Here is a 25933-nt window from a genome sequence, read left to right on the forward strand (position 1 = left end):
GTTAACCGCTCGTTAACCAAGCCGGCGCACCCTTTTGGGTGGCCGGCGCTCCGAGTGCGGCACTGTAGTACCTACGCACTTCTTGCGCCGACCAAGGAATCAGCCCAGCATCTCGGGCTGAGGGATGAAAAAGCATTTATGGCCGGACGCGGCATATCTGCGGCCTGACGAGTCGGCCACTGGGAAGACACGTTCCAAGAACGGGCAAGCAAACGCTTGATGCTCGCTTGAAAGGAACGTTTCCATGTCTGCTGCCATAGTCCGATCGGCCAGAGCCGTTCAACCGGCTGGCCGACTTCTGTTTTCTCTGTTTGTGGTCGGCGCGATCGCGATGCTGACCGCACCCGGCTTCGCCCATGACGCCAAGCCGACGGCGGCCAAACCGCAAGGCTGGAGTTATCCCTTCGCCTGCTGTGCAAACTATGACTGCCGCGCCACCCGCACGGGCGAGGTGCTGGAAAAACCCGAGGGCTATGTCATCGCCGGAACGGGGGAGGTCGTTCCGATGAGCGATAAGCGGGTCAAGGACTCACCCGACGGCGATTTCCACTGGTGCGCGCATCAGGCTGGTCTCGACGCCGGCAAGACGATCTGCCTGTTCGTGCCGCCGCGTTCCTACTGAGAACTGTTGACAAAGTTCATCGGAAGGCAGGCTGTAGTTCCAGAACATTTTTGCTGAGAAGGCTGGCATATGACGTGAGGACATCCACGGCACTGGCAAGCACTTCTCAGTTTTAGACGTTTTTGTGCTTGGCCGCTCGCGAGGAACAAGCGCGCGTCGCGTGCTTTGAGTTCGAGACCCTCCCACACCTGAGGGCGTCAACCTAGGTTCGCCTTCCGGGTTTACCGGAACACTGGCAGTCGAATAGACCGAGGGCGATAGTCTTTTCGAGACAGACGTTGCTTCCGTCAGACAGAAGCAGCGACTGCTGAGGCGAAGTCGCGATATGGGCGCAGTGGGCGGCCCAGAAGCGCCGTCAAGCGCTCGACGTCGCCGGCCTCAGGCAGCATCCCGTCGGTGAAGAAGCGCTCGCCCATCAGGCGCATGTCGTAGGCCATCCAGGCGGGCAAGAACTGCTTGAGATTTTGTTCAAAGCCCTCTGTATTGTCGCCGCTGTAGCTGATCGGGCGGGTAAGCAAGTCAGACCAGATTGCGGCGATATCCGTCCCGGTCAGTGTCTGCGGACCGACGAGGTTGATCCGGTCGAGCGCAAGCGGCTCCTCGGACTGTTCACGGCGCAGTAGCTCAAGAGCGGCGATCTCGGCGATATCACGGGCGTCGATCATGGCGAGACCCTTGGCGCCGATCGGCATTGGGTAGGTGCCATAGCCGGTGATGATGTCTTCGATCATCAGATCATTCTGGATGAAGTAAGCCGGGCGCAGGATCGTAGCCTTGAAGTCCATCTGCTCGATCATTCGCTCGACGCCGAACTTGCCCGCGAAATGCGGCACGTTCACATAGACGTCAGCGTGGATCACCGACAGATAGACGATCCGCTCGATGCCGGCCGATCGGGCGACGTTCAGCGCGATCAAAGCTTGGGTGAATTCATCCGGTACCACGGCGTTCAAGAGGAACAGGGTGGAAACCCCAGACATGGCTTTGCGCAGCGAATCGACGTCGAGAAAGTCGCCTTGCACTACGGAGACGCCTGCCGGAAAGCTGGCTTTCGACGGATCGCGGACGAGAGCACGGACATCGGCGCCCCGCTTGACGAGGTGTTCGACGACTTGGCGGCCAACATTGCCTGTGGCGCCGGTAACGAGAATGGTCATGGAATTTCTCCTGTTGGGTTGCTTGACAGGCCCAATATGTGTGGCTCACAAACAGCCAAACAGGCCGAAATTTTAGACGCACCGTCTCGCTGGTGGAACACTCATGGATCTTCTGGCCCTCGCCGATTTTAACCTCGTTGCTCGCCATGGTGGCTTCGGCAAAGCGGCAAGGGCCACCGGCCGGCCCAAAGCAACGCTGTCCCGGCGCGTTGGAGACTTGGAAAGCAGCCTTGATCTGCGCCTGTTTGAACGGGGTGCGCGTAACCTGAAGCTGACCGAAGAAGGACGGGCGCTCTTCGAGCGGACCGGGGCATTGCTTGCCGAACTGGACGAGACGGCTGCAGCGATTGCCTCGGGTGGTCAAAAACCCAAGGGGAGACTGCGGATCAGCGCTCCTATGCTTTTTTCTCAAACGGCAATGGGGAGGATCGCGGCGGGTTTTGCCCTGAAATATCCGGAGGTGAGGCTTGAAGTGACGACAGAGGACCGCCATGTCGACATGATCGAGGAAGGCTACGATCTGGTAATCCGGGTCAATCCAGATCCCGACGAAAGCCTGGTCGGACGGGCGTTTCTCCGCGACCGCCTGGTCGTCGTGGCGAGCCCTCATCTTCCTCGCACGACCGGCGGGCCCGCTCCTGGCGTTGCGCGCGGGACAGGCGAACGGCAAACATGGCATGTAAAGACCCAAGGTGGCCGGTCGACAATTAAAATCGAGCCGGTCCTTGCTTTGTCGACGCTCATCATGGTCCGGGATGCGGTGCGAGCCGGGGTCGGTGCAGCACGTCTTCCCATTTCGTTGGTGACCCACGACTTGGCTGACGGCACACTGGTGAATTGGGGGGATATTGACGGCCCCGAGATCTCTCTATGGACGCTCTACCCATCTCGGCGGCTGCTCAGCGCGCGAGTGTCGGCGTTCCTGGATTTTCTAAAACAGGCTTTCCCAAATGGGACGCCGGACGAACTAGCTGCCTATATTGGCAGGTGACGACAGACCGCTCAGCCAGAACGGCGCTCGGCTCTATCGATCAAAGCCAGCTGACGGACAGTTGTCAGGACCCTTCCTTTATGTTGCCTTTGCCGCACGGGCGGCGGGCAACGGAGAGGAAAGCGATTATGACCATCAAGGCCAGCTGTCACTGCAAGGCGACGACATTCGAGGTTTCGCAGGCGCCCGAGACGGTAACGCAATGCACCTGCTCGTTCTGCTCCAAGCGCGGCTCGCTGTGGGCCTACTACGTTCCGTCGCAATTCAAGCTCACCAGCCCGGCCAAGAACGTCTCCGTCTATCTCTGGGGGTCCAAAACCGTCAAACACGGGTTTTGCGCCATTTGCGGCTGCGGCACCTTCACCGAAACGCCGGACTGGTCGACCGGCAAACCGGACTTCGACAACCCCAAGATATCAGTCAATTCGCGGCTGTTCGACGATTTCGACCTCGACAAGGTCGAAGTGGTCGTCATCGACGGCAAGAACCTCTGGTAGGCCGGCGCCAACCGCCGAAGCAGAAGAGTGGCGCAAGCGGGGAAAAGCCGCTTTCGCCGTTCCGCTTTTCGCCGCATTTCATGTTACAAGACCGGAGAAGGGCTTATTTGCGCGAGCCGTAAAGGCCGCGGTTTGGAGAGGGACGATTTCTATGAAAAAGACTGTGCTCGTCGCCGTTGCGACGGCTGTGCTGGTGAGCGCCTGCACCACTACCGATCCGTACACCGGGGAGCAGAAGGTTTCAAATACCGCGGCCGGCGCCGGCCTTGGCGCGCTGGCGGGTGCGGGCCTTGGCCTGCTTGCCGGTGGCAATGACCGGCGCAACGCGCTGATCGGCGCCGGTATCGGCGCGCTGGCCGGCGGCGCCATCGGCGCCACGATGGACCAGAACGAGGCTGAACTGCGCCGCCAGTTGCAGGGCACCGGCGTCAGCGTCACCCGAACCGGCGACCAGATCATCCTCAACATGCCGTCCGACATCACCTTCAACGTCGACCAGGATGCGGTGAAGCCCGGCTTCTACCAGGTGCTGAATTCGGTGGCGCTGGTGCTGAACAAGTTCCGCCAGACCACGGTCGACGTGTTCGGCCACACCGATTCGACCGGCGGCGACGAGCACAATTTCGATCTGTCGCAGCGTCGTGCGCTGGCGGTCGCCAACTATCTATCGGGACAGGGCGTCGATTCGCGCCGCTTCGCCGTCACCGGTTTCGGCAAGACCCGCCCGATTGCATCCAACGCAACCACGGCCGGCCGCGCGCAGAACCGGCGCGTCGAGATCCAGCTTTCGCCGCTTACCTGATCAGGTCGGCATCGAAATGCGAAGGCGGCCCCGCAAGGGGCCGTTTTCATTTTGGCTCCTGATCAGCCAAAAGACCTAAAGCATTAGAGATCACTAATAATTGCTTTCCGGAGACCTCGGAAAGGATTAGCATTGGTGCCGTTCCAGAGGGGATGGGGCGGTACAAATGGCCGCGCAATCGGCCCCGGTCCTGCACGGCCAGATCATGAAATCTGGGAGGAATGCATGACAAGAACAGCTCGCCTTGGGCGTTGCGGCGTCCTCGTTTTGACAGGTCTAGTCTCTGCGTGGTGCGCGGGCGCCACGGCTCGAGCCGAGGACGCCAACAAGGCCGACATCGAAGCCTTGAAGAAATCGCTCGCCAAATATGAGGACTACACGACCGCCGTCCGCGACCTTTATCTGTCGACCGTCGGGTGCGTCTACTTCAGCGGGGAAAAGATCGCCGGCACGATGGACTATCCGAAGGGTGCCATGGGCATCCATTTCGTCAACGTCCCGAGTGTCGGTCAGAAACTCGATCCGATGCGCCCCAATGTGCTGATCTACGAGCCGAGCAAGAAAGGCTTGAAGCTGGTTGGCGTGGAATGGCTGGTGCCCCTGACGCCAGACACCAAGGAACCTCCAAAACTCTTTGGCCAGACCTTCATGGGACCGATGGAAGGGCACTATCCGCTCATCCCGAGGGAGTTCGCCCACTACGACCTTCATGCCTGGCTGTTCAGGGACAATCCGAACGGCATGTTCAGTCCGACGAACCCGAATGTGAAATGCAGCAAGGCCGAGTTTCCGATGCTGGAAAAACCAACCAAGATGATGCCCGGCCCGATGTGACGGGACAAATGCGATCGCGGCAGGCAAGCCGGGTGATCGGCTTGCCTCGCGAAAATGAAACTGGAAATCAGACCTTGGCGACGATCTTCATGAAGGCCGGCATGTCATCGCCGAAGCCGACCGTGCCGTCATTGTCGTCGCCGCCGCGGTTGTTGCGGGCAGGGCGGCTGTTGTTGGCGCGCTGCGGCCTCGTGTCGCCGCGTTCGGGGGCGCGGTTCTCGTTGTTGCGATCGGAAACCTTGCGCTCGCTGTTTTCGGAGCGGATCGCTTCCTTGCGCTGACGCCGTTCGCCGATGTCGGCCACCGCGGCTTCGGCTACGACCGGCTGTTCTTCGCGCACGGCATCCGCCGGGGCTTCGTCGCTGGGCCTGGCATAGCGCTCGCGTGGCTTGCGCTCGCCGCTGTCTTTGCGATCATGGGCCTTGCGGTCTTCGTCCTTGCGGCCGGCGCGGCGCGGGGCGCCACGGCCACGGCGGGGCGCTTCGTCCTCACCGCCTTCGCTGGCAACCACCGTCGACAGGTCGCCGTCATGCCACTCGATCTTGTTGCCGATCAGCCGTTCGATGGCGTCGATGTATTTGGTGTCTGACTTGGTGGCGATGGTGAAGGACTTGCCCGAACGTCCGGCGCGGCCGGTGCGGCCGATGCGGTGGACATAGTCCTCGGCGTGGATCGGCACATCGTAGTTGAAGACGTGGCTGACATCGGGGATGTCGAGGCCGCGCGCGGCGACGTCGGACGCCACGAGATAGCGCAATTTGCCGTCGCGGAAATTGGCCAGCATCTGCATGCGGGCGCGCTGGTCCATGTCGCCATGCAGCGCACCGGCGTCGAAATCATACTTCAACAGCGAGCGGAACAGTTCCGACACTTCGACCTTGCGGTTGCAGAAGATGATGGCGTTCTTCAGTTCGGCGTCTTCGGCCTTCATCAGATTACGCAGCGTCTCGCGCTTGTCCCACGGCTTCGAGCCGGACTTGACCAGGCGCTGGATGATGTTGGTGGCAGCGGATGCTGCCTTGGAAACCTCGACACGCACCGGCGTATGCAGAAATTTTTCGGTGAGCTTGGTGATCTCGGGCGGCATGGTCGCCGAGAAGAACAGCGTCTGCCTTGTGAACGGGATCATTTCGCAGATGCGCTCGATATCGGGGATGAAGCCCATGTCGAGCATGCGGTCGGCTTCGTCGATGACGAGGATCTCGACGCCGTTGAGCAAAAGCTTGCCGCGTTCGCGGTGGTCGAGCAGGCGGCCGGGCGTCGCGATCAGCACATCAGCGCCACGCTCGAGCTTCTTGTCCTGCTCGTCGAAGGAGACGCCGCCGATCAAGAGCGCAATGTTGAGCTTGTGGTTCTTGCCGTATCGGATGAAATTCTCTTCGACCTGCGCGGCGAGCTCGCGCGTCGGCTCGAGGATCAGCGTGCGTGGCATGCGCGCGCGGGCCCGGCCTTTTTCGAGGCGGGTCAGCATCGGCAGCACAAAGGAGGCCGTTTTGCCCGTGCCGGTCTGGGCAATGCCCAGAATATCCTTGCCGAGCAGCGCATGCGGGATGGCGCCGGCCTGGATCGGCGTCGGCTGGGTGTAGCCGGCATCGGTGACTGCGGAAAGCACCTTCGGCGACAGGCCGAGGTCTGAAAAGGTCAACGCTTCTGGAGCGGTCGTGGTGTCTGAGGACAAGTGTTGTTGTCTTTGGCTGGTTCGGGGAAGCGCAACGGCATCCGTCGCGGCAAGCACATGGTGCCTGCAAGATTGGTATTGCGATTAGGCGCAAGCCCACGATTTGTCAACAGAAACGGGCGGGATTGGCACGATTGTGAAAACGTAAGCTTAATCGCGATGCTTAATCAGGTAGTCAATCTTTGCGCCGGCTCAATAGCGAAATTGCTCGGCGAGAATGCGTTCGTTCCACGAATGGTTGGGGTCAAACAGCAGTGTCGCCGTCGCGCTCAGTGATTCCCGGACTGTGACGGAAGCCACCGCCTTGACCTCGGTATGGTCGGCGGCGGCGTTCACCGGCCGCTTCTCCGGTTCGAGAATATCGAAGCGAACGGTCGCCTTGTTTGACAACAGGGCACCCCGCCAGCGGCGCGGCCGGAACGGGCTGACCGGGGTCAGCGCGAGCAGCGGCGCGTCGAGCGGCAGGATCGGCCCGTGCGCCGACAGATTGTAGGCGGTGGAACCGGCCGGCGTCGCGATCATCACGCCGTCGCAGTTCAGTTCCTCGATGCGGACCTGATCATCGACGGTGATGCGGATCTTTGCCGTCTGGTAGGATTGGCGCCACAGCGCCACCTCGTTGATGGCAAGTGCCGAAACCGTCTCGCCCTCATGCGTCACCGCTAACATCTCCAGCGGGCGGATCGTTTCGGCGACGGCGGCGGCGATGCGCTCGGTGAGGCCGCCGACTCGGTATTCGTTCATCAGGAAGCCGATGGTGCCACGGTTCATGCCGTAGACCTTCTTTCCCGTGCTCATGGTGTCGCGCAAGGTCTGCAGCAGGAAGCCGTCGCCGCCCAGCGCCACAACCACCTCGGCGTCGTCGAACGAAGCCTGGCCATAGCGGGCCGACAGGCTTTCCATCGCCGCCTTGGCATCGGCGGTGTCGGAGGAGACGAAGGCTAGACTGGCTTTGCTCATGACTTCCCGATGGCGGTCGGCGGCGGTTGCGTGGGGTAGCATGGGCAAGCAGTTCTGCAAAGGGAGGCAGCGTCCGGTTCCACCACGGCCGCGCCAGCGCAAAAATCGGCTTCTCGCGCTTCATGTCGCCGGTGCGGCGAATGTGATGGTTAAGAGCAAGCTTAAACACTCGTAAAGCCCGATCGATCATGTTAGCCGGCAGAGGATGGGTGGCTGGGGGGCTAGCCAGTCGAGACCTGTCTATTGCCGGTGACACGCCTGATTATCGTCTTCCTCATGCTGGGAAGTTTCGCGCTTCTCTTCGCCGAACTTGTGCGACAGTCCGAGGACATGAGCTCCAGGCCAAGGCCGACGGCCTCACGCTGCGGCGATGCCGGCGTGCCATGCCCGCAAAACGCTTTGTAGGCTGAAGCCGCAGCCGTTCCGCCGACGGTGATCCACGCTCACTGCGCGACGATCTGAAGATTGGCGTTGCCGTAGAATGTGTAGGCGAGATAGGTCGGATCGCCGGTCTGGTAGAATTCTCTGCGTACGTTCTGCAGGATCTCGGCCAGATAGACCGGCCCGTCCTTGATCCGCGTGCTGATGCCGCCATAGAAATCGGTCGAGAAAGCCGCTGCCGCACGGTCGGTCAGCGGCCACATGCCGCCGATGAAACCTGAGGCGCCACCCGCCAGCACCGCCGGACCCCAGCCCTGCACGAAGCCGCCGAGCATCTGGGAGCGACCGGTGTCGCAGGCGTTGAAGAAGTAAAACGGATTGCCCTTGCCATGCGCGGCAGCAATCAGCGCGCGCCATGTATCGGGGTCGAGCGACTGATCGACGAGATCGATGGCAAAGACCGGCCGGCCACTGCTTGGCTGGTTGACTTCGCCATGACCAGAGAAATGAATGAAACCGGTCGAGACTTCGCCAACCAGTTTTTCGAAGGAGATGAAATCGCCATCGAAGCGGCGGTAGCCGGCGAGCTTGCTCAGCGCCGCGATTTCGTCCTGCTGGAAGCGTAGCGACTGGTTATCGACGTAGGAGGGCGCGACAGCCGCGACGCCGGTGAAGGTCATGCGGTCGAGCGGGTTGTCGACCTGTGAGGCAGTGCTGCGCGGCGCCCAGCGCGCCAGCCGATAGCCCATGCCGAGAAAACCGTCGGCGGTGGAGCCGTCGGCGCTGCGCGGGCGGATCAGTTCCCAGGGCAGCGTCGGGCTGTTCGACGTGATCTGGATCGAATGCAGCTCGCCTTGGCCACGTAGCGACCAGAACACGTCCTTGAACGCCTTCGGCACATAGTCGCGATAGAGCGCATCGCCAAAACCTTCGGCGGCCAGCGTAACAAAGCGTTTTTGCGCGTCAGGATCGCTGCTTGCGGCGGGTTGCTGCAGCGAAACCGCGCCGCGCAGGCTCAAGCCGAGCTGGAGCAGACGGCGATATTCAGAGTCCAGCCATGCCGCCATCTCGGGCGGTGTCGAGAATGTATCGGTTACCGGACCGGCCAGGTGCGGCGAATGGATGATGATCTGCCCCGAACCCAGCCCGCTCGGATCGTCATAAAGGATGGTCACGTCGAGGTCGGGGACGTCATCGTTGCCTGTGCCGCCAAGCGTAATATCGCCTGATACCGCAGGTTGCGGCGGCGCCGCGGCCAGCATCAGCATGGCCGGCGCGGCCGAGCGCTCGGCGGTGGCGCTCGGAGCAGCTGCTTCGACGGGCGCGGTGCGGCGAACAGTAACGGACCGCGACGCCGATCCCAGGAACCTCCCGGCGCTGTAGATGCGCGCGATGAACTGGGCCGGCTTGCTGTCCTTGGTAATCGGCCGCGCCTTGACGTCGAAGCGGACGAAGTCGCTGTCGCCCTGGCGGTAGAGGGTCGTGTGCCGGCTCCATTTGCCGCCATCGGTGAGATCGAATCCGCTGGCGAACAGATCGATGTCGATCGGCCACTGCTCGGCTCCCGCCGGCATCGCCATGGCCAAGGCGCCATCTTCTGTCACGGACGAACCCGGCGCTGCCTTCACCTTCACTTCGGGCGTCAATTGCTCTTCAGTCAGGGCGATCGAAACAGTCACCGTTTCGCCGGCGACAATCTCATCCGGCGCATCAATGGTCGGATGGCGCACGACTTCGACAGCATCAGTCTCGGGATGCTGAAGGGCTGGCGAGCCGCCGGAGGGAGGGGTTTGCGCCTGGTCGACGGGAGGTGGCGCTGGCTTCGGTGGCGCCTCCACCTCCGACGGGCTTTTGGTGTCGGTTGGGGGTGGCGGGGCCGGCGATGTCATGCCGTCCTCGGGAACAACCTCTGTCTGATCGGAGGGAGGCGCTTCGGTGGTGGGAGGCGGTTCGGCGCCGGTGGCGTCGCCATCCTTCGGATAGGTTTCGCCAAGATTGTTCTGCGCCGCGGCCGCTGCCTCCTGACGCTTCTTTTCCTCTTCGTATCGTTCTCGAGCCTGCGCCTCCTGCAGCTGGCGCTGCGCTCCCTGGCGTTTGTATTCCTCGTATTGGGCAGCCTCATCGGCGCTGTTGCCCGCCCAGGCGTCGGGATTTCCTGAGCCCGGCGCAACGTCCATCGGAGGCTGCTCCTGGCTGCTGCCATCGGAGCCGCCGGAGCCGTACTCGCTGCCGGCAGGCTCAGAACCGTCACTCCCGGAGATATAGCCGCCCGGCGGAAGGTCGTAGCCGCTGCCACTGCTTTCCATCGGCGGCGCCGGTTGTGGCACAGGCGGCAGCGGCGGCGCCTCGGTCGGCGCCGGTGCTGCGCCGGCCGACTGGTCGGGCGTCAGCACGAAGGCGGTGTCTGCCGAACGGCCATACGCAACCCACGGCCACTGCTCACCGAATGTCTTTTCGAAAATGGTTTGCCTGACCGAGGCGAGAATGGTGCGGATGTCCGCGCCTCGCCTGACCAGTGCAGCGGTGAGTGCATCGGCAAACACCGTCACGGGTCGGGCTTCGTCCAGCGCAACGCTTCTGGGTTTGGCGGAAAGCGCAACGATGGCGTGGGTGAGGGGATCGACCTCCGCCAGACCCTGCATCACGCCTGAAGTAGGGTTGTGGCCATCGCCGGGATTGTCGAGAAGAACCACTTTCAATGTCGGGGTTGCCTCGAGCGCCTGCATAAACAGATCGAGGGGCAATGCCGTCTGGTCGACCGCTTCCTTTGAATCGATCCGTGTGCCGCGCGTCAGCAGATAGTTCCTGTCATTGGCCTGCACGGTGTGGCCGACATAGTAGAAGATGCCAACGGACTCCGGATCGGCCAGGGATTTGGCGAAGTCATACATGGCGCGCGCGACATCGGCGCGGTCGCCATCGGACACCTGCCGGACAGTGAAACCAAGCGATCGTAGCGTCGCTGCAACGAGCTCGGCACTGAGTTCGGCGTTGGCGATGGCTTGTGAGCCCTCATAGGCCGGATTGGCGACAACCAGCGCTATCCGCTCTTCGCCGCGCGCGGCGGAGAAGAGCGCCATGGACATTAGCACCACGACCGCCAGAAAAAGGCGCATGACCCTGCCCAAGTCTTGCAGGCCGCTGCGCGTACGCCACGGCTTGCCCCAATTCATCAATGGCCCCGACCTTGACCATATCATGTCAGTCTCGCCGGCGCACTGTCGGTGCCGACGCGTAGTTATGTCCGTAAAAAGATATTGACTGTATGTTTAGTAATTAATACCGTTGCGGACATACCGAGTTGGTCAGCCGGCATCCGCCGGTGAATGGCCACCAGGACGAAGGGAACATACGGACTCGAGGCGGCAATCCCGCCGGTCCCGACAATGGGAGACAATAAGCATGCACCTGAAATCGACCGCGACGGCGCTCGCGCTGCTGGCCATGACTGGCATTGCCCGCGCCGATGGCGAACTCCAAATCTACAATTGGGGCAACTACACCAGCCCGGACCTGATCAAGAAGTTCGAGGAGACCTACAAGGTCAAGGTCACCGTCACCGACTACGATTCCAATGACACCGCTTTGGCCAAGGTCCGCCAGGGCGCTTCCGGCTATGACATCGTCGTGCCCTCGGCCAGTGTCATGCCGATCTGGATCAGCGAAGGCCTGCTGCTGGAAACCGATCCCAACACGATGGAGAATTTCAAAAACGTCGATCCGAAATGGGTCGATGTGCCCTTCGATCCCGGCCGCAAATACTCAGTGCCGTGGCAATGGGGCACGACCGGCATCTCGGTCAACAAATCGGTCTATGCGGGCGACCCGAACACCTCGGCGCTTTTCCTCGACCCGCCGCCGGAGCTCGTCGGCAAGATCAATGTCGTGCCCGAAATGGGAGACATCATGTTCCTCGCCATCACCTATGAGGGCGGCAAGTATTGCACCGACGACAAGGCGCTGCTGAAGAAGGTTCATGACAAGCTGGTCGAGGCGAAAGCGAAATGGCTGTCGCTCGATTACGCTGCCGTCGACGGCCTGGGCCGGGGCGACATTGCCGCCGGCGTCAACTGGAACGGCATATCACTGCGCCAACGGCTGCAAAACGACAAGATCGTCTACGGCTATCCCAAAGAGGGCTTTCCGATCTGGATGGACAATGTCGCGGTGCTCAAGGACGCCAAGAATGTCGAGAACGCCAAGCTCTTCCAGAATTTCATCATGGACCCGAAGAACGCCGCGCTGGTTTCGGCCTTCGCCCGCTACGCCAATGGCATCAAGGGCTCCGAGGCTTTTCTGCCGGCCGACATGAAGGGCGCGCCCGAAGTGGATGTTCCGGCCGAGTTTGCCGACAAGGGCCAGTTCATGCCGGCCTGTCCGGCCGACGTCCAGGCGCTCTACACCAGGATCTGGACCGACCTGCAGAAATAGCGGCGACCCCAGACGAACCTGACCAACAAACATCGGGCCGCGCATCGCGGCCCGGCCATCCCTTCATGCCAGATGCGCGGTCTAGCCGCCGCGGGAGATTTTTGATGTCCGATCTCGACCTTTGCTACATGCCAGCCAGCGAGGCCTTGCGGCTGTTCAAGGCGAAGAAACTTTCGCCTGTGGAGTTGATGCAGGCGACCATCGATCGCGCCGAAGCGACCAAGGCGACGATCAACTGCCTCACCTTCACGCATTTCGACGAGGCGATGACTCTCGCCAGAAAAGCCGAGGCGAAATACGCCAAGGGCGCCAGGACCGGCGCGCTCGAGGGCCTGCCGATCGGCATCAAGGATGAGAGCTACATCAAGGGCAAGCCGACATCGCATGGCTCGCTGCTGTCGAAGGACGCCATTGGCGGCCATACCTCGACGATGAACGAGCGCATCATGAAGGCAGGCGGCATCGTGCACGCCCGGACGGCAACGCCCGAATTCAGCTGCGCCGGCTATACCTGGTCGAAGCGCTGGGGCGTGACGCGCAACCCCTGGAATACCGACTTTACGCCGGGCGGGTCGTCGGGCGGTTCGGCGGCAACGCTGGCGTCCGGCACATCGTCGATCGCCACCGGCTCGGACATTGCCGGCTCGATCCGTATCCCCGCATCGGCCTGCGGCCTGGTCGGCTTCAAGCCGCCTTACGGCCGCAACCCGGACGAGCCGCCCTTTAACCTCGATTTCTATTGCCACACCGGGCCGCTCGCCCGAAACGTGGGGGATGCGATCCTGCTGCAGAACGTCATGGCCGGACCGAGCCCGCTCGACATCGCCACGCTGCGCCCAAAGCTGCGCCTGCCGCTCGACTACAAGCCGATCAAGGGTTGGAAGATCGCTTTCTCCATGGATCTCGGGTCCTTCGAGGTCGACCCTGAGGTGAGCAAGAACACGCTCGCCGCCTGCGATGTGTTCCGCTCGCTCGGCGCCACGGTCGAGGAGGTCGATCTCGGCTGGGGCGATGAAGTGCTCAAGGCCGGCATGGCTTACTTGGAGCACCTCTTCGGTGCCTCGCTGGCGCCTCTGCTCAGAGAGCACGGCAAGGACATGACTAGCTATGCCAGACAGTTCGCCGAGGATGGGCAGAAGTCGAAGGCGACAGATTTTGTCGCGACCCTGGACGTGGCGGCCAGGATGTACCAGACGCTGGGGCCGTTGCTGGAAAAATATGACGTGCTGATCTGCCCGACCAATGCACTTTCGGCGGTGCCGGCGGAATTCGACCAGACCAAAGGCAAGGTCGAGATCAATGGCAAGCAAGTAAACCCGTCGTTGGGCTGGGTGATGACGACGCCGTTCAACATGCTGAGCCGCTGCCCGGTTCTGTCCGTGCCGTCGGGCCGCGCCACCAATGGCGTGCCGACAGGCATCCAGATTGTCGGCCGCACCTATAGCGACGCCGACGTGTTCCGGGTGGCGATGGCCTATGAGACGGCTCGGGGTCAGTGGTATGGAAACGCCGGGACACGCCCGTCGCTCTGAGTCCGCGTGCCCACGCCAAAGCAGCGGCCGGATGTTTCCGTCGCCGAGGAAGGCCTGACGACAATGGCGCAACGCAAAGCCACCGCGGCTGCGGGAAAAAGCAAGGCAGCCAAGGGTGCGGCAAACGACGCTGCGCCCAAGGACCGCCGGCGCGAGCGCGGCGAAGCGAGCATACAGCGCATCATCGATGCCACCATCGAGCTCATCGCGGATGAGGGCCTGGCCAGCGTCACCATGCAGCGCATTGCCGAGCATGTCGGCTCGTCCAACGCACTGGTCGTCTTTCATTTTCGCAGCAAGGAGAACCTGTTCCGGGCCGTGCTGCAATATCTCAGCGACCAATATGATGCGCTGTGGCTGACGCTGGTGCGGGCGCCCGGCCTGTCGCCGGTCGAGAGGGTGTTAGGCGCTGTCGATTGCGCGCAGCGCTTTGCCCGTCTGCATCCGAAATGGGTTTCGGTGTTCGTCGTGTTCTCCAGCGACCGCAAGAGCATGCAGCTCTACAACGAGATCGGCCTGCCCAGCGATCTCGCCTACACCGCCGAAGCCCGCGACCTGTTGATCGAGATTTCGCAGAGCGGCGGTTACACCGGCGTCGACATACACACCCTGTCAGAGAGCCTGAACTATCTGGTTCACGGCGCCTGGTATTGGGATCATCTCAACCCGTCCAGCCGCGACACCGACGTGCTGCGCAAGACCATGCTGCTCCTGTTGCATCAGGCATTTCCACGGCATTTTGAGGTGATGCGTTGATCTGTTAGGGCGCTACCGCCGTTAACAGCCGGCCTGGCGCTTCTGCGCGCCAGATACCCATCGATCAACTCGCGCCGGCGTCATACAATGTCCCTATTGAGTTGAATCCAGAATATCGTACAACTTCAGGGTGTATTTGATGGAGGGGTGGGTGCAGTTTTCAATTTGGCATTGGGTGATCCTGCTGCTGCTGATCGGAGTGCCCGTATTTTTCGCTGTCCGATCAGCACGAAGGCCATCACGGAATTCGACTGATCTGGTAGGGTTTGGAGGGTGGCTTTTGCTGCTCGCAATCGGTCAGACCTTGTCGCCGTTGCGTACATTGGCCGAATTCGGCAATTCGATCGAAGGTTATCAGCAGCTCATGACGCTGCCCAATGGTCTCTTGGCGACTTATGGCGAGATCGCCTTGTTGCTGGCATTTCTGGTGCTTCAGCTGGTTGTTCTCATTGCCATGTTTCGGCGCAGTCCCCGTTTCAAGAAGCTGTTCCTCCTCCAGTGGTTTGCAATACCGGTCGTGTTCCTGGTCGACGTTATTTGGATCTCCACTCTTATCAAGGTTTCGGTGAGCCAGGTCCTTGCGGGGGATGCGCTGGTCAAGCCGATAGTTTCCTTCGTGGTCACCGGGATTTGGGTTGCCTACATCTACAACTCCGTCAGGGTCAGAAACACCTTCGACAGGGCTGCAGCAAATGCGGAGATCGCGACTGCCTTTCAGTAGAGGCGAGAGTTCAGCTTTTTCGCTTGGCCGTCAGCAGTCCTCCTACGCCAAGGCTCCGGAGGACACTCCTTCGTCTAACGAGCTTCAGGTGGCTTGCCACCCGAAGCTCGAAGAGCGAAGGGTGGTGCCCCCGGACGGAATCGAACCGCCGACCTTCGGTTTACAAAACCGCTGCTCTACCAGCTGAGCTACAAGGGCACGGCGCTCCGGTTAGCATATTTGCCGCGCCAGTAAAGACAAAACTCCGTTTTCGATTGCCAATGAACCCCGCCGGGCCGGCAGGCGCCGCCATGCTGAAAACCGTCAATGCGCTTCCTACATATCGTTCAGGTGCAACCGCATCGAACGGGGTGTCGCATGATCAGACTTGTTATCATCCTGCCGCTTGTCGTCGTGGCCTGGTTTCTCGTGGTGAAGCTCATCAAGGACGTGAAGAGCGCCAAAGTCGACTGGACCGGCATCGCCACCATTGTCGGCTTTATCGTGCTGGCCTTGTGGCTGCGGCATGTGACGGGGATGGGGTGACAGAGAGTGAGTAGCGAATAGTCGGTAGTGAGTGGGGAGGCCGCATTTTCACTAATCACAACTCACCCAAAACCTTCGAACCTTTCGCCATGCCACCGCGACTGACCCCAGCAGATTTTCCGGCTCCAGAAAAAAATCTTCAAACCCTTCGAACCTTTTTCCGCACCGCAACGACAGATGATCAAGAGGCGGATGAATCGCCTCTCCCAACGAAACAAGGAGATCGTCATGTTCACGCGCAAAATCGCTTCTGCCCTCATCGCCTCCACCGTCGCCGCCACGTCGCTGGTCGGCACCGTCCAGCCCTCGGCTGCCCACAGCCATCACCACAACCGTGAAATCGGCATCGGCATCGCCGCCGGCGTTGGCGGCTTCGTGCTCGGCAGCCTGCTCAACCAGCAGCCGCGCACCGTCTATGTCGACGACGAGGGTGGCTCCTGGCACGTCCGCCGCTGCGCCAACCGCTACTCGAGTTACGATCCGTACTCCGACACTTATGTCGGCTACGACGGCTACCGCCACTATTGCCGCCTTTAACAGGTCGGTTTCAGGCAATGAAGAAGGGGCTCCACAGCCCCTTTTTCATCATTCGCGCTAGGATTTCTGCGCGTCGATCGGCAACCCTGCCGCGCGGCAGGCATCCACAATCCCGCCTTGCTGCGTGTTGCCCATTGCGATGAGTCCGAAGCTGTTGTCGGCATCCGGGTAAATCTTGCCAAGGAAAGGCTCATAGTCAGCAGAGCCGCCGGCGGCGATCTTGTCATCGACAGAGCCGCATACCACGATCTCTTTGCGGCCGTTCACCGTGCGCTCGCCGGCAAGTATGGTTCCGAACCTCGCTGCCACCGGGTTTTTCAAGTGCTGGCGCACGCCAATGGTGATGGTCTCCTCCAGGGCGAGCGAGACCGCAATGGGATCGGCGCGCTGGCTCGCGGCGGGTTCAGGTCGCGGCGGTGTCGTCGCCACGCAACCGCAAAGCGAAGCGAAGAGCAAAAGCTGGACCGTTTTCCGCATGCTCGCCTTTTTGCATGCCTGCGAAAGCCGCGGCAAGACGGGCAACGTCCATGTGGCCGGCGATGTACAGCGATTTTGCGAAAGTCTAGTCTGCCACCCGAGCGCCAATGAGGGGAGGGTGGTTTGGACGAGCAGGACCCGAAGGAAGACCTGATCGAGCCGGTTTTCCGCAATGGCACGGTCACCACCGTCGGCATCCTGCTGGCGTTCTCGCTGGGCTTCGTCACCCATTGGGCGGCCAACCCGATACCGTGGCAACTCCATCATTTGCTTGCCGTGGTTCCGATCCTGGTTGGCATCGCCCTGCAGATGCGGGCGCTGTCGCTGCTGCTCGACCTGGATTCGCTCCGCAGGCCAATCTACGAACGCGCCAACCGCATCTTCATGGCCGGCATCATCCTGACCGCCTGCGGCGTCGGGCTGGCGATTCTGCTCGATGTCTTCGAGGTGTCGGCGAGGAGCGCGCTGGTCGGGGCTTAGTCAGGTCAGCCTGACGCCGCCGATCATCTTGGTCACCTCCGCCGCCGCGTCGCGCACCAGCGGCCCGATCTCGCCTAGCCGCTCCGGCGTCACCCGTACGGTCGGGCCGGACACCGAAACGCCACCGATCGGCTCGCCGAATTCGTTGAAGATGGCGGCGGCCACGCAACGCATGCCGGGATGGCGTTCCTCATCGTCGACCGACCAGCCACGGTGCTTGATGACAGCCAGATCATGGGCGAGGGTCGAAATGTCCGACAGCGTCTTGTCGGTGAAGCGCTGCAGGCCCGATTTGCGCAGGATGGCTGCGACGCGTTCGGGCTCGAGCTGCGCCAGCACCGCCTTGCCGATGCCGGAGGCATGAAAGGAGCTGCGCGTGCCCGGGCGGAAGAAGGCGCGGATCGCCTGATGCGTCTCGACCTGGCTGACGAAAACGACGCAATCGTCCTCCGCGACGCCGAGATTGGCGGTCTCCCCGGTCCTTTCCATCAATTCCTGCATGACGATACGGGCGCGGTCGACCAGCTTGCGGCGGCGCAGGAAGGCCGAGCCCATGCGGTAGGTCTCGACGCCGATCGACCAAAGCTGGTCCGTTGTATCGAACTCGACCATGCCGTGGCTCTGTAACGTCATCAGCATGCGGTAGGCGGTGGAGGCGGCAAGGCCGCTTTGCGCCGATATTTCGCTCAGCGACAGGCCGCTGCCTTCGGCGACGATGGCGAGGATGCGCAAGGCCCGGTCGAGCGACTGCACCGAACCGGCCTCGGCCGGGCCGTTGAAAGCGCGCGGCCGGCCGCGCTGGCGTTTTTCACTGGTTTCCATGCCGGCATTGTCGCCGATTTCGCCCAAAACACAATGAAAAAGTTTTTCACTGATTTTTGGAACTGGATTTATGGAAAACGAAAAAGTTAGCGAAATCAGTTGGTAAAAGTCATTTTCTCGAAATGAAAAAATATTCTGAAAAAGTTGAAAAATAGCCGGCGCGCTGGCATTGTCAGCCAACCAACAATCTTGCGGAGGCTGACCATGGCCAGGATGCGCGCTGTCGATGCAGCGGTTCTCGTTCTCGAAAAGGAAGGCATTTCCTGCGGCTTCGGCGTGCCGGGCGCGGCGATCAACCCGTTCTATTCGGCGCTGAAGGCGAGGGGCTCGATCCGCCATATCCTGGCGCGGCATGTCGAGGCCGCTTCGCATATGGCCGAAGGCTACACCCGGGCCATATCAGGCAATATCGGCTTGTGCATCGGCACATCCGGCCCGGCCGGCACCGACATGATCACCGGCCTCTATTCGGCGGCGGCGGATTCGATCCCGATCCTGTGTATCACCGGGCAGGCGCCGCGTGCCCGGTTGAACAAGGAGGATTTCCAGGCAGTCGACATCGCAGCCATCGCTGCCCCTGTCGCCAAATGGGCGGTCACGGTGATGGAGCCTTATCTGGTGCCGATGGCGCTGCAGAAGGCGTTTCACCTGATGCGTTCGTCGCGGCCGGGTCCGGTGCTGATCGACCTGCCGGTCGACGTGCAACTGGCCGAGATCGAGTTCGATATCGACGCTTATGAGCCGCTTGTCCCGTTCAAGCCGGCAATGTCGCGCGCCCAGGCCGAAAAGGCGCTGGCGATGCTCAACGCTGCGGAAAAGCCGCTGATCGTTGCCGGCGGCGGCATCATCAATGCCGATGCATCTGACCTGTTGATCGAATTCGCCGAGATCACCGGCGTTCCGGTCATCCCGACGCTGATGGGCTGGGGCGCGATCCCCGACGATCACCGGCTGATGGCCGGCATGTGCGGGCTGCAGACGTCGCATCGCTACGGCAATGCGACGATGCTGGAAGCCGATTTCGTCTTCGGCATCGGCAACCGCTGGGCCAACCGCCATACCGGTTCGGTCGACGTCTACACCAAGGGCAAGAAGTTCATTCATGTCGATATCGAGCCGACGCAGATCGGCCGGGTTTTCGCGCCGGATCTCGGCGTCGTCTCGGATGCCGGTGCGGCGCTGAAGATATTGCTAGACGTCGCCACCGAATGGAAGACGGCGGGCAAGCTGCGCGACTGGTCGGGCTGGGCGAAGGAATGCCAGGCCCGCAAGAAGACGATGAAGCGCAAGACGCATTTCGAGCAGGTGCCGTTGAAGCCGCAGCGCGTCTATGAGGAGATGAACAAGGCGTTCGGCCGCGATACCACCTATGTCACCACGATCGGCCTGTCGCAGATCGCCGGGGCGCAGTTCCTGCATGTCTACAAGCCGCGCAACTGGATCAATTGCGGCCAGGCCGGCCCGCTCGGCTGGACGTTGCCGGCAGCGCTCGGTGTGCGCGCCGCCGATCCCGACCGCACCATCGTGGCGCTGTCGGGCGATTACGACTTCCAGTTCATGATCGAGGAACTGGCGGCCGGTGCGCAGCACAAACTGCCGTACATCCATGTCGTCGTGAACAACGCCTATCTCGGCCTGATCCGCCAGGCGCAGCGCGGTTTTTCCATGGATTTCGAGGTCAGCCTGGCCTTCGAGAACGTCAACCGTGCCAACGACCCCGAGGCGGGCTACGGCGTCGACCATGTCGCGGTCGCCGAGGCGATGGGCTGCAAGGCGGTCCGGGTGCGCAAGCCGGAAGAGTTCGCCGGCGCATTCAAGGAGGCTGAGCGGCTGATGAAGGAACATCAGGTGCCGGTTGTGCTCGAATTCATCCTCGAGCGTGTCACCAACATTTCCATGGGCACGGAAATCGACAAGATCACCGAATTCGAGGACCTTGCCGAAAGCCATGAGGACGCGCCGACGGCGATCGTCATGCTCGACTAGGGAGAAAAAGAATGCCGCGTTTTTCAGCCAATCTGTCGATGCTCTTTGGCGAGCACGATTTCCTCGACCGTTTCGATACCGCCGCCCGCGCCGGCTTCAAGGGTGTCGAATATATCGGCCCCTACGACCATGCGCCTGACGTGGTCGCGGCGCGGCTGAAGAAGAATGGGCTCAGCCAGGTGCTGTTCAACCTGCCGGTCGGCGACTGGGGCAAGGGCGAGCGCGGCATTGCCGTGCTGCCGGACCGTGTGCCGGAATTCCGGCAAGGCATCGCCAAGGCGATCTCTTATGCCCATGCGCTCGGCTGCGAGCAGGTCAATTGCCTCGCCGGCATCGCGCCGCAAGGTGCCGATCGTTCGGTGCTGGAAAACACCTTTGCCGAGAACCTGGCGTTCGCCGCCGAGAAACTGGAGCAGGCCGGCATCCGGCTTTTGATCGAGCCGATCAACACCCGCGACATCCCGGGGTTCTTCCTGAACTATTCGGAGCAGGCGCTGGCGCTGATCGACCGCGTTGGCTCGAAGAACCTCTATTTGCAATACGACATCTATCACATGCAGATCATGGAGGGGGATCTCGCCCGTACCATCGAGGCTAACCTTGGCCGCATCGCGCATATACAGCTTGCGGACAATCCCGGCCGTCACGAGCCGGGGACGGGCGAGATCAATTATCCCTTCCTCTACGAGCACATCGACCGCATCGGCTATTCCGGCTGGGTTGGGGCGGAATACAAGCCGAAGGCCGGGACGGAGGCTGGATTGGGGTGGTTCAGGGAGTTGAACGGGCAGGGGAGTGCGGCGGCTTAAGCGTCGCAACCCCCTCATCCGGCCGCTACGCGGCCACCTTCTCCCCGAGGGGAGAAGAGATCGCCGAAGTTGACGCCTACCTCTTCTCCCCGGCGGGGAGAAGGTGGCCCGAAGGGCCGGATGAGGGGGCGTTTCACACAGTCATTTGGAGAGAAAACTATGGAAACCATCGGCTTCATCGGCCTCGGCATCATGGGTGCCCCGATGGCAGGGCATCTGCTGGACGCGGGCTACAAAGTCATCGCCAGCGCCCACCGCTCGAAGCCACCGGCCGACCTGGTCGGTAAGGGCCTAAAGACCGTAACAGGCCACGCCGCCGTAGCCAAGGCGGCCGACATCGTCATCCTAATGGTGCCCGACACACCGCAGGTAGCCGACGTGCTGTTCGGCGACAACGGCGTCGCATCCGGCCTCACCAAGGGCAAGCTGGTTATCGACATGAGCTCGATCTCGCCGATCGAGACCAAGGTTTTCGCCCGGAAAATAAACGACCTCGGCTGCGACTATCTCGATGCACCGGTCTCAGGCGGCGAGGTTGGCGCCAAGGCGGCGTCGTTGACCATCATGGTCGGCGGAGAGGACAACGCGTTCGAGCGCGCGCGGCCCGTTTTCGAGAAAATGGGCAAGAACATCACGTTGGTCGGGCCGAACGGCGTCGGCCAGACGACCAAGGTCGCCAACCAGATCGTCGTCGCGCTGACCATCGAAGCCGTCGCCGAGGCGCTTGTCTTTGCCTCAAAGGCCGGCGCCGATCCGGCCAAGGTCAGGCAAGCGCTGATGGGCGGGCTGGCGGCTTCGCGCATCCTCGAAGTGCATGGCGAGCGCATGGTCAAGCGCACCTTCGCGCCAGGCTTTCGCATAGAACTGCACCAGAAGGACCTCAACCTGGCGCTGGAAGGCGCCAAGGCGCTGGGTGTCTCTTTGCCCAACACCTCGACGACGCAGCAGCTGTTCAATTCCTGTGCGGCCAATGGCGGGGCAAAAGAGGATCACTCGGCGCTGGTTCGCGCGCTGGAGCGGATGGCCAATTTCGAAGTCGGCGGCACAGCGGCCGAAGCCAAGGGCAAAGCGGCATAGGTCAGGAGAGGGCGGCGCAACGTTCCCAAGCCGCCAACTCTTGTCCGATCAGAGAACGGGTTCCTGCGTCTGTCACGGGAGCCCGTTTCTCGTTTCGTCATATCTTTTGGCCCGCGGCCTGCCGCTTCCGACTCAGCCGCGCTTCAGGAAAGCCCGTGCCGCGTAAAGGCTCACCGCTGCGGCGTTCGACACATTGAGCGAGCGGATGGCGCCGGGCATGTCGAGGCGGGCGAGTGTCGTCACCGTCTCGCGCGTCTTCTGGCGCAGGCCTTTGCCTTCGGCGCCCAGCACCAGCGCGATCTTTTCGCCTGAAAAACTCGTTTCAAGTTCCGCCGGTCCGTCCGAATCGAGGCCGATGGTCTGGAAGCCGGCTTCGTGCAGTTGGCCCAGCGCGTCGGCGAGGTTCTTCACCTCGATCTGGTCGATATGCTCCAGCGCGCCGGAAGCCGATTTTGCCAGCACGCCGGATTCCTGCGGGCTGTGGCGGGCCGTGGTGATCAGCGCGCCGGCGCCGAAGGCGACCGCCGAGCGCAGGATGGCGCCGACATTGTGCGGGTCGGTGACCTGGTCGAGCACCAGCACCAGTTTCGTGTCGCCGAGCGCGTCAAGGCGCTTCGGCTTCAGCGGTTCGGCCTCGATCAGCACGCCCTGATGCACGGCGTCCGAGCCGGTGATCTTGTCGATTTCCTTCGGCTCGACCAGCTCGGCCTTGAACGGCAGAGCGGCGAGATCGGCAATCGCCAGCCGCTCGGCGGCGTTGCGCGTCACCAGCATCTTTTTGATCCGCCGGCGTGGATTGTCGAGCGCAGCGCGCACCGTGTGCAGGCCATAGAGTCGCACCAGCCCGTCGGCGGCGTTCTCGCCGGGCGGCACCCGCTGGCGCGGCCGGAAGGCAGGCGCGCCGCCGGCCTTCTCGTCGCGGTGGGCGCGACGCAGCTTGGCGTAATGGGTGTCTTTGGCGGTCTTGGGGGTGTTGTCATTGCTCATGGCCGGCTTCTATAGCCGCGTCGCCGGGCCGTGGATACAGGCAGAAAGCCGGCTTGCCGCGTGGGCAGTCAAAATCCGCGCATTTTGCCCAGACGTGCGGTTGACACCCACTGGCCTTGCCGCCATAAGGCGCTTCGCTGATTTCGGACAAAACCTTGGTTTCGACCTGATCGGCGAGAATGCCTCGTTGCAAGGCTTCGACGGCAGGCTGGAGAGGTGCCCGAGTGGTTAAAGGGGACGGACTGTAAATCCGTTAGCTTAGCTTACGTTGGTTCGAATCCAACCCTCTCCACCACTGCCAGCCCGCGAGCCCCAGGACGATGCGGGTATAGCTCAGTGGTAGAGCAGCAGCCTTCCAAGCTGAATATGCGGGTTCGATTCCCGCTACCCGCTCCAAACTTCCCTCAGATCTTGGCAAATAGCTTCACGACGTTGCCGTCGGTGAGCGGCAGGACCGGCTGTACGCCCTTGGCCATTGATCGCCAGGAGGTTCACCGAGCTGGTGGAAGCGACGCCCGACAACCGCAAAGCGGCGTCGGGCGTGTTTAGGCGCGATGCAGAAGCAGGCGCTGTACCCTAGTTGTTGAACGCCGACGCGACCTGATGCTGCTGCGGCACCTGGCCGTTCGGCGTCAGCTTGTCGACAATGCCGGGCAGGGCGGTGGACAATTGCTTGAGCAGTTCCTGCTCGTCGAGCCCGGTCCTTTGCGCGATCTCGCGAATGACCTGCGGACCAATCGCTCTGCCAAGATCATTGGCATTGATCGGCTGGTTCTGCCCGGTGCCGACCCACGAGTCAGCGACGTTGCCCTGGCCGGCGTCCTTCAACTTGTCGAGCAGTCCACCCAGTCCGCCGAGCAGGCCGCCATCGCCGGAGGCGGTGGTGCCGGTGGGGGCGGGCGTTTGAGGCTGGGCGGGCTCGTCGGGCTGTTCGGCACTTCTGCCGCTCAGCATCTTTCCGACCAGCAGCGCGCCGAGCGCGATCATCAGCGGTTTGGTGATGTTGCCGCCGGGTACGGCGTTGTCAAAGAGTCCCATAGGTCCAATCCTCCATAACGACCAAGCCCGTCCCGTCGGCTAGAATGGAGCACGCGGGCGGAATTTCAAGTTGGCTTGAGCTTTTGACAATCATGTGACCATGATCGGCCGGCGAGGGAATGGAGAGGAAAAATGGGTATCATCAGCTGGATTATCCTCGGCGTCATCGCCGGCTTCATCGGCAGCAAGATCGTCAACAAGACCGGCCAGGGCCTGATCATGGATATCGTGCTCGGCATCGTCGGCGCCATTGTCGGCGGCCTGATCTTCAGCGCCTTCGGAGCCTCGGGCGTGACCGGCCTCAACATCTGGAGTCTGATCGTCGCCGTCATCGGTTCGGTGGTCGTGCTGTGGGCCTATCACAAGTTCTCCGGCAAGCGGACGCTTTAGCGCCAGTCTGCCGATTGGCTGGCTGCCGGACGTCTTTGACCTTCTTCGATGCGTTGCCGCAGGAGTCAGGCGACGACGGTCAGTCTGCGCTTGCGCTCATCCAGCGACACGATGGTCAGTCCGCTCGCGACCACCAGCAGGATGCCGCACACGGCCAGGGCATTCGGGAACTGCCCGAACACCAGCACACCTGAAATGACTGCCCATACGGTGAAGCAGTAGTAGAACGGCGCCACGACGCCGGTCGGCCCGACGCGATAGGCCATGAAGATGAAGAAATGGCCGAAGATCAGGAAGAACCCGGCGCCGGCCATCAAAAGCAGGTGACGGGCTTCCGGCATCACCCAGCGCTCTGAAACCAGATGCGCGGCACCCGCGCCGATCAGCACCACCACGACGGCGGAAATGGCGACGATCATGCCCGGTACCTCGGCCGGAACGCGCCTGCCGGCGAGATCGCGCGCCGCCGACAGCGCGGCGTTGCCGAGCGCCAGCAAGGCATAGATCGAGATGCCTTCCATGGTCGGCTGCGCCACCATGACCGCCCCGACGAAGCCGAGCCCGATCAGCGCCATGCGCACGCCGCCGATCCGCTCGCCGAACAGGATGGAGGAGCCGACCAGCATCAGGAGCGGCGTGATCTGCCCGAGCGCGGTCGAATCGGCGATCTGCATGTTGGCCAGCGCCACCACGTAGCAAAGGATCGCCGCCAGCTCGAGCAGGTTGCGGCGCAGCACGCGTTTGTCGAAGATCAGCGGGATCTGCCTGCCATAGCCGAGCAGGAACAGCAACGGCATGCCCCACAGCGTGGCCGCGACCCCGCGCAGGAACAGCACTTCATAGGAGGGCAATCCCGCGGTGGCGAGCTTCATCATCGTGTCGTTGACGAGGTAGGACCCCGTCGAAACGATCATGAACAACGGGCCGCGTATGGAGGTGGGGATGAAATGCATCGGACGAGCAAATCAGACCGGCGCCGCAGCGGCAATGGGCCACGCGCGGGCTGCCAATCCGGCAGGGAAGGGCCAGGACATGGCCGGGAGTTGCAGATACGCGCTGAAGCCCGCTGCCCCCATTTCATTTCCCGTCGCGCGTTCCTATATCGGCGCCATATCCCCGCAATCGGATCATCGGTTCGGACCGAGTGGACAGCGCACCCGGCCACAAGGCACTTGTGTTTTTCGGCCGTAGTCGCTAATCGCCCCGCATTCGACTGAACTGAAGGTCAAGGCCGTCCAAGGAAAGAGACTATGGCAAAAGGTAAATTCGAGCGTAACAAGCCTCATGTGAACATTGGCACGATTGGCCACGTCGATCATGGCAAGACGTCGCTGACGGCGGCGATCACGAAGTATTTTGGCGAATACAAGCGCTACGACCAGATCGATGCGGCGCCGGAAGAGAAGGCCCGCGGCATCACCATTTCGACGGCTCACGTCGAAT

The 25933-nt window shown here is 62.0% G+C and carries 27 protein-coding genes, 3 tRNA genes and 1 pseudogene; 20 read left to right on the top strand and 11 right to left on the bottom strand.

What is annotated here, in order from left to right:
* Window positions 1-244: 244 nt before the first annotated feature.
* Window positions 245-622 (top strand): hypothetical protein, encoded by a 378-nt coding sequence (locus tag H0241_RS32615; RefSeq protein ID WP_181061876.1) that lies wholly within the window; start codon window positions 245-247, stop codon window positions 620-622.
* Window positions 623-909: 287 nt separating this feature from the next.
* On the opposite strand, the gene H0241_RS32620 is transcribed toward H0241_RS32615, so the two are convergent.
* Window positions 910-1779 (bottom strand): SDR family oxidoreductase, encoded by an 870-nt coding sequence (locus H0241_RS32620; RefSeq protein WP_181061877.1) that lies wholly within the window; start codon window positions 1777-1779, stop codon window positions 910-912.
* A gap of 103 nt (window positions 1780-1882) precedes the next feature.
* On the opposite strand from H0241_RS32620, the gene H0241_RS32625 reads away from it, so the two are divergent.
* The 4 genes from H0241_RS32625 to H0241_RS32640 all read left to right on the top strand — a co-directional run bounded on the left by H0241_RS32625 (window position 1883) and on the right by H0241_RS32640 (window position 4903).
* On the top strand, window positions 1883-2770 hold the full coding sequence (locus H0241_RS32625) for a LysR family transcriptional regulator (protein ID WP_181061878.1): 888 nt from the start codon (window positions 1883-1885) through the stop codon (window positions 2768-2770).
* Between the two features lie 128 nt (window positions 2771-2898).
* Window positions 2899-3267, top strand: a complete 369-nt coding sequence (locus tag H0241_RS32630) for a GFA family protein (RefSeq protein WP_181061879.1) — start codon at window positions 2899-2901, stop codon at window positions 3265-3267.
* 151 nt (window positions 3268-3418) lie between these two features.
* Complete coding sequence (locus tag H0241_RS32635; RefSeq protein WP_181061880.1) at window positions 3419-4069, top strand: OmpA family protein; 651 nt, start codon at window positions 3419-3421, stop codon at window positions 4067-4069.
* Window positions 4070-4294: 225 nt separating this feature from the next.
* Complete coding sequence (locus tag H0241_RS32640) at window positions 4295-4903, top strand: hypothetical protein (protein ID WP_181061881.1); 609 nt, start codon at window positions 4295-4297, stop codon at window positions 4901-4903.
* A 67-nt stretch (window positions 4904-4970) separates the two neighbouring features.
* On the opposite strand, the gene H0241_RS32645 is transcribed toward H0241_RS32640, so the two are convergent.
* The 3 genes from H0241_RS32645 to H0241_RS32655 all read right to left on the bottom strand — a co-directional run bounded on the left by H0241_RS32645 (window position 4971) and on the right by H0241_RS32655 (window position 11038).
* Window positions 4971-6581, bottom strand: coding sequence for a DEAD/DEAH box helicase (locus H0241_RS32645; RefSeq protein ID WP_181061882.1), 1611 nt, complete (start codon window positions 6579-6581; stop codon window positions 4971-4973).
* A gap of 192 nt (window positions 6582-6773) precedes the next feature.
* Window positions 6774-7541: an NAD kinase gene (locus tag H0241_RS32650; protein ID WP_181061883.1), complete on the bottom strand. Its 768-nt coding sequence runs from the start codon at window positions 7539-7541 to the stop codon at window positions 6774-6776.
* 443 nt (window positions 7542-7984) lie between these two features.
* The gene (locus H0241_RS32655) at window positions 7985-11038 is read right to left on the bottom strand and encodes a caspase family protein (protein WP_181061884.1); all 3054 of its coding nucleotides are present in this window, start codon (window positions 11036-11038) and stop codon (window positions 7985-7987) included.
* A 286-nt stretch (window positions 11039-11324) separates the two neighbouring features.
* Here H0241_RS32655 and H0241_RS32660 point away from each other — a divergent pair, with 286 nt between their 5' ends.
* From H0241_RS32660 to H0241_RS32675, 4 genes are all read left to right on the top strand, one after another.
* Window positions 11325-12353: an extracellular solute-binding protein gene (locus H0241_RS32660; RefSeq protein ID WP_181061885.1), complete on the top strand. Its 1029-nt coding sequence runs from the start codon at window positions 11325-11327 to the stop codon at window positions 12351-12353.
* 104 nt (window positions 12354-12457) lie between these two features.
* Window positions 12458-13885: an amidase gene (locus tag H0241_RS32665; RefSeq protein ID WP_181061886.1), complete on the top strand. Its 1428-nt coding sequence runs from the start codon at window positions 12458-12460 to the stop codon at window positions 13883-13885.
* A gap of 6 nt (window positions 13886-13891) precedes the next feature.
* Window positions 13892-14641 carry a TetR/AcrR family transcriptional regulator gene (locus H0241_RS32670; RefSeq protein WP_328824937.1) on the top strand — a complete coding sequence of 250 codons (750 nt, stop codon included), beginning with the start codon at window positions 13892-13894 and terminating at the stop codon, window positions 14639-14641.
* Between the two features lie 151 nt (window positions 14642-14792).
* On the top strand, window positions 14793-15362 hold the full coding sequence (locus H0241_RS32675; RefSeq protein WP_328824938.1) for a DUF2569 family protein: 570 nt from the start codon (window positions 14793-14795) through the stop codon (window positions 15360-15362).
* A gap of 122 nt (window positions 15363-15484) precedes the next feature.
* On the opposite strand, the gene H0241_RS32680 is transcribed toward H0241_RS32675, so the two are convergent.
* Window positions 15485-15560 (bottom strand) — tRNA-Thr (locus H0241_RS32680).
* A 159-nt stretch (window positions 15561-15719) separates the two neighbouring features.
* On the opposite strand from H0241_RS32680, the gene H0241_RS32685 reads away from it, so the two are divergent.
* Window positions 15720-15887 (top strand): hypothetical protein, encoded by a 168-nt coding sequence (locus H0241_RS32685; RefSeq protein WP_181061888.1) that lies wholly within the window; start codon window positions 15720-15722, stop codon window positions 15885-15887.
* 228 nt (window positions 15888-16115) lie between these two features.
* Window positions 16116-16424 (top strand): BA14K family protein, encoded by a 309-nt coding sequence (locus tag H0241_RS32690; protein ID WP_181061889.1) that lies wholly within the window; start codon window positions 16116-16118, stop codon window positions 16422-16424.
* 57 nt (window positions 16425-16481) lie between these two features.
* Here H0241_RS32690 and H0241_RS32695 read toward each other — a convergent pair whose 3' ends face one another.
* On the bottom strand, window positions 16482-16901 hold the full coding sequence (locus tag H0241_RS32695) for a hypothetical protein (protein ID WP_181061890.1): 420 nt from the start codon (window positions 16899-16901) through the stop codon (window positions 16482-16484).
* A 123-nt stretch (window positions 16902-17024) separates the two neighbouring features.
* On the opposite strand from H0241_RS32695, the gene H0241_RS32700 reads away from it, so the two are divergent.
* On the top strand, window positions 17025-17381 hold the full coding sequence (locus tag H0241_RS32700) for a hypothetical protein (RefSeq protein WP_181061891.1): 357 nt from the start codon (window positions 17025-17027) through the stop codon (window positions 17379-17381).
* Here H0241_RS32700 and bhcR read toward each other — a convergent pair whose 3' ends face one another.
* A complete protein-coding gene (gene bhcR, locus H0241_RS32705) occupies window positions 17382-18203 on the bottom strand; it encodes an HTH-type transcriptional regulator BhcR (protein WP_181061892.1) in 822 nt (273 codons plus the stop codon).
* A 204-nt stretch (window positions 18204-18407) separates the two neighbouring features.
* On the opposite strand from bhcR, the gene gcl reads away from it, so the two are divergent.
* On the top strand, window positions 18408-20189 hold the full coding sequence (gcl, locus tag H0241_RS32710) for a glyoxylate carboligase (RefSeq protein WP_181061893.1): 1782 nt from the start codon (window positions 18408-18410) through the stop codon (window positions 20187-20189).
* A gap of 11 nt (window positions 20190-20200) precedes the next feature.
* Entirely contained in the window at window positions 20201-20998 is a 798-nt protein-coding gene (gene otnI, locus H0241_RS32715; protein ID WP_181061894.1) for a 2-oxo-tetronate isomerase, read from the top strand.
* A gap of 23 nt (window positions 20999-21021) precedes the next feature.
* Here the strand turns inward: otnI and H0241_RS36615 are convergent.
* Window positions 21022-21128, bottom strand: a pseudogene (locus H0241_RS36615) (endonuclease domain-containing protein); the annotation flags it as partial.
* A 29-nt stretch (window positions 21129-21157) separates the two neighbouring features.
* Here H0241_RS36615 and H0241_RS32720 point away from each other — a divergent pair.
* A complete protein-coding gene (locus H0241_RS32720; RefSeq protein WP_181061895.1) occupies window positions 21158-22075 on the top strand; it encodes a 2-hydroxy-3-oxopropionate reductase in 918 nt (305 codons plus the stop codon).
* Window positions 22076-22207: 132 nt separating this feature from the next.
* Here H0241_RS32720 and rlmB read toward each other — a convergent pair whose 3' ends face one another.
* Window positions 22208-23062, bottom strand: coding sequence for a 23S rRNA (guanosine(2251)-2'-O)-methyltransferase RlmB (gene rlmB / locus H0241_RS32725; protein WP_181061896.1), 855 nt, complete (start codon window positions 23060-23062; stop codon window positions 22208-22210).
* On the opposite strand from rlmB, the gene H0241_RS35465 reads away from it, so the two are divergent.
* The 3 genes from H0241_RS35465 to H0241_RS32735 all read left to right on the top strand — a co-directional run bounded on the left by H0241_RS35465 (window position 23061) and on the right by H0241_RS32735 (window position 23458).
* Entirely contained in the window at window positions 23061-23294 is a 234-nt protein-coding gene (locus tag H0241_RS35465; RefSeq protein ID WP_210285162.1) for a hypothetical protein, read from the top strand. The two genes, rlmB and H0241_RS35465, sit on opposite strands and share 2 nt — an antisense overlap.
* Window positions 23273-23357 (top strand) — tRNA-Tyr (locus tag H0241_RS32730). The genes H0241_RS35465 and H0241_RS32730 overlap by 22 nt, the downstream gene beginning before the upstream one ends.
* A 27-nt stretch (window positions 23358-23384) precedes the next feature.
* Window positions 23385-23458: transfer RNA gene (locus H0241_RS32735), tRNA-Gly, on the top strand.
* Between the two features lie 180 nt (window positions 23459-23638).
* On the opposite strand, the gene H0241_RS32740 is transcribed toward H0241_RS32735, so the two are convergent.
* Complete coding sequence (locus H0241_RS32740; RefSeq protein ID WP_181061897.1) at window positions 23639-24100, bottom strand: YidB family protein; 462 nt, start codon at window positions 24098-24100, stop codon at window positions 23639-23641.
* A gap of 132 nt (window positions 24101-24232) precedes the next feature.
* Between H0241_RS32740 and H0241_RS32745 the strand changes: the two genes are divergently transcribed.
* A complete protein-coding gene (locus H0241_RS32745; RefSeq protein ID WP_181061898.1) occupies window positions 24233-24490 on the top strand; it encodes a GlsB/YeaQ/YmgE family stress response membrane protein in 258 nt (85 codons plus the stop codon).
* Window positions 24491-24555: 65 nt separating this feature from the next.
* Here the strand turns inward: H0241_RS32745 and H0241_RS32750 are convergent, their stop codons facing one another.
* Window positions 24556-25443, bottom strand: coding sequence for a DMT family transporter (locus H0241_RS32750; RefSeq protein WP_181061899.1), 888 nt, complete (start codon window positions 25441-25443; stop codon window positions 24556-24558).
* Window positions 25444-25740: 297 nt separating this feature from the next.
* Here H0241_RS32750 and H0241_RS32755 point away from each other — a divergent pair.
* Window positions 25741-25933, top strand: a 193-nt coding sequence (locus H0241_RS32755; protein WP_235984598.1) for a GTP-binding protein, incomplete at its 3' end; no start/stop codon positions are given.

This window comes from Mesorhizobium neociceri (assembly GCF_013520985.1).
GTDB lineage: Bacteria > Pseudomonadota > Alphaproteobacteria > Rhizobiales > Rhizobiaceae > Mesorhizobium > Mesorhizobium neociceri.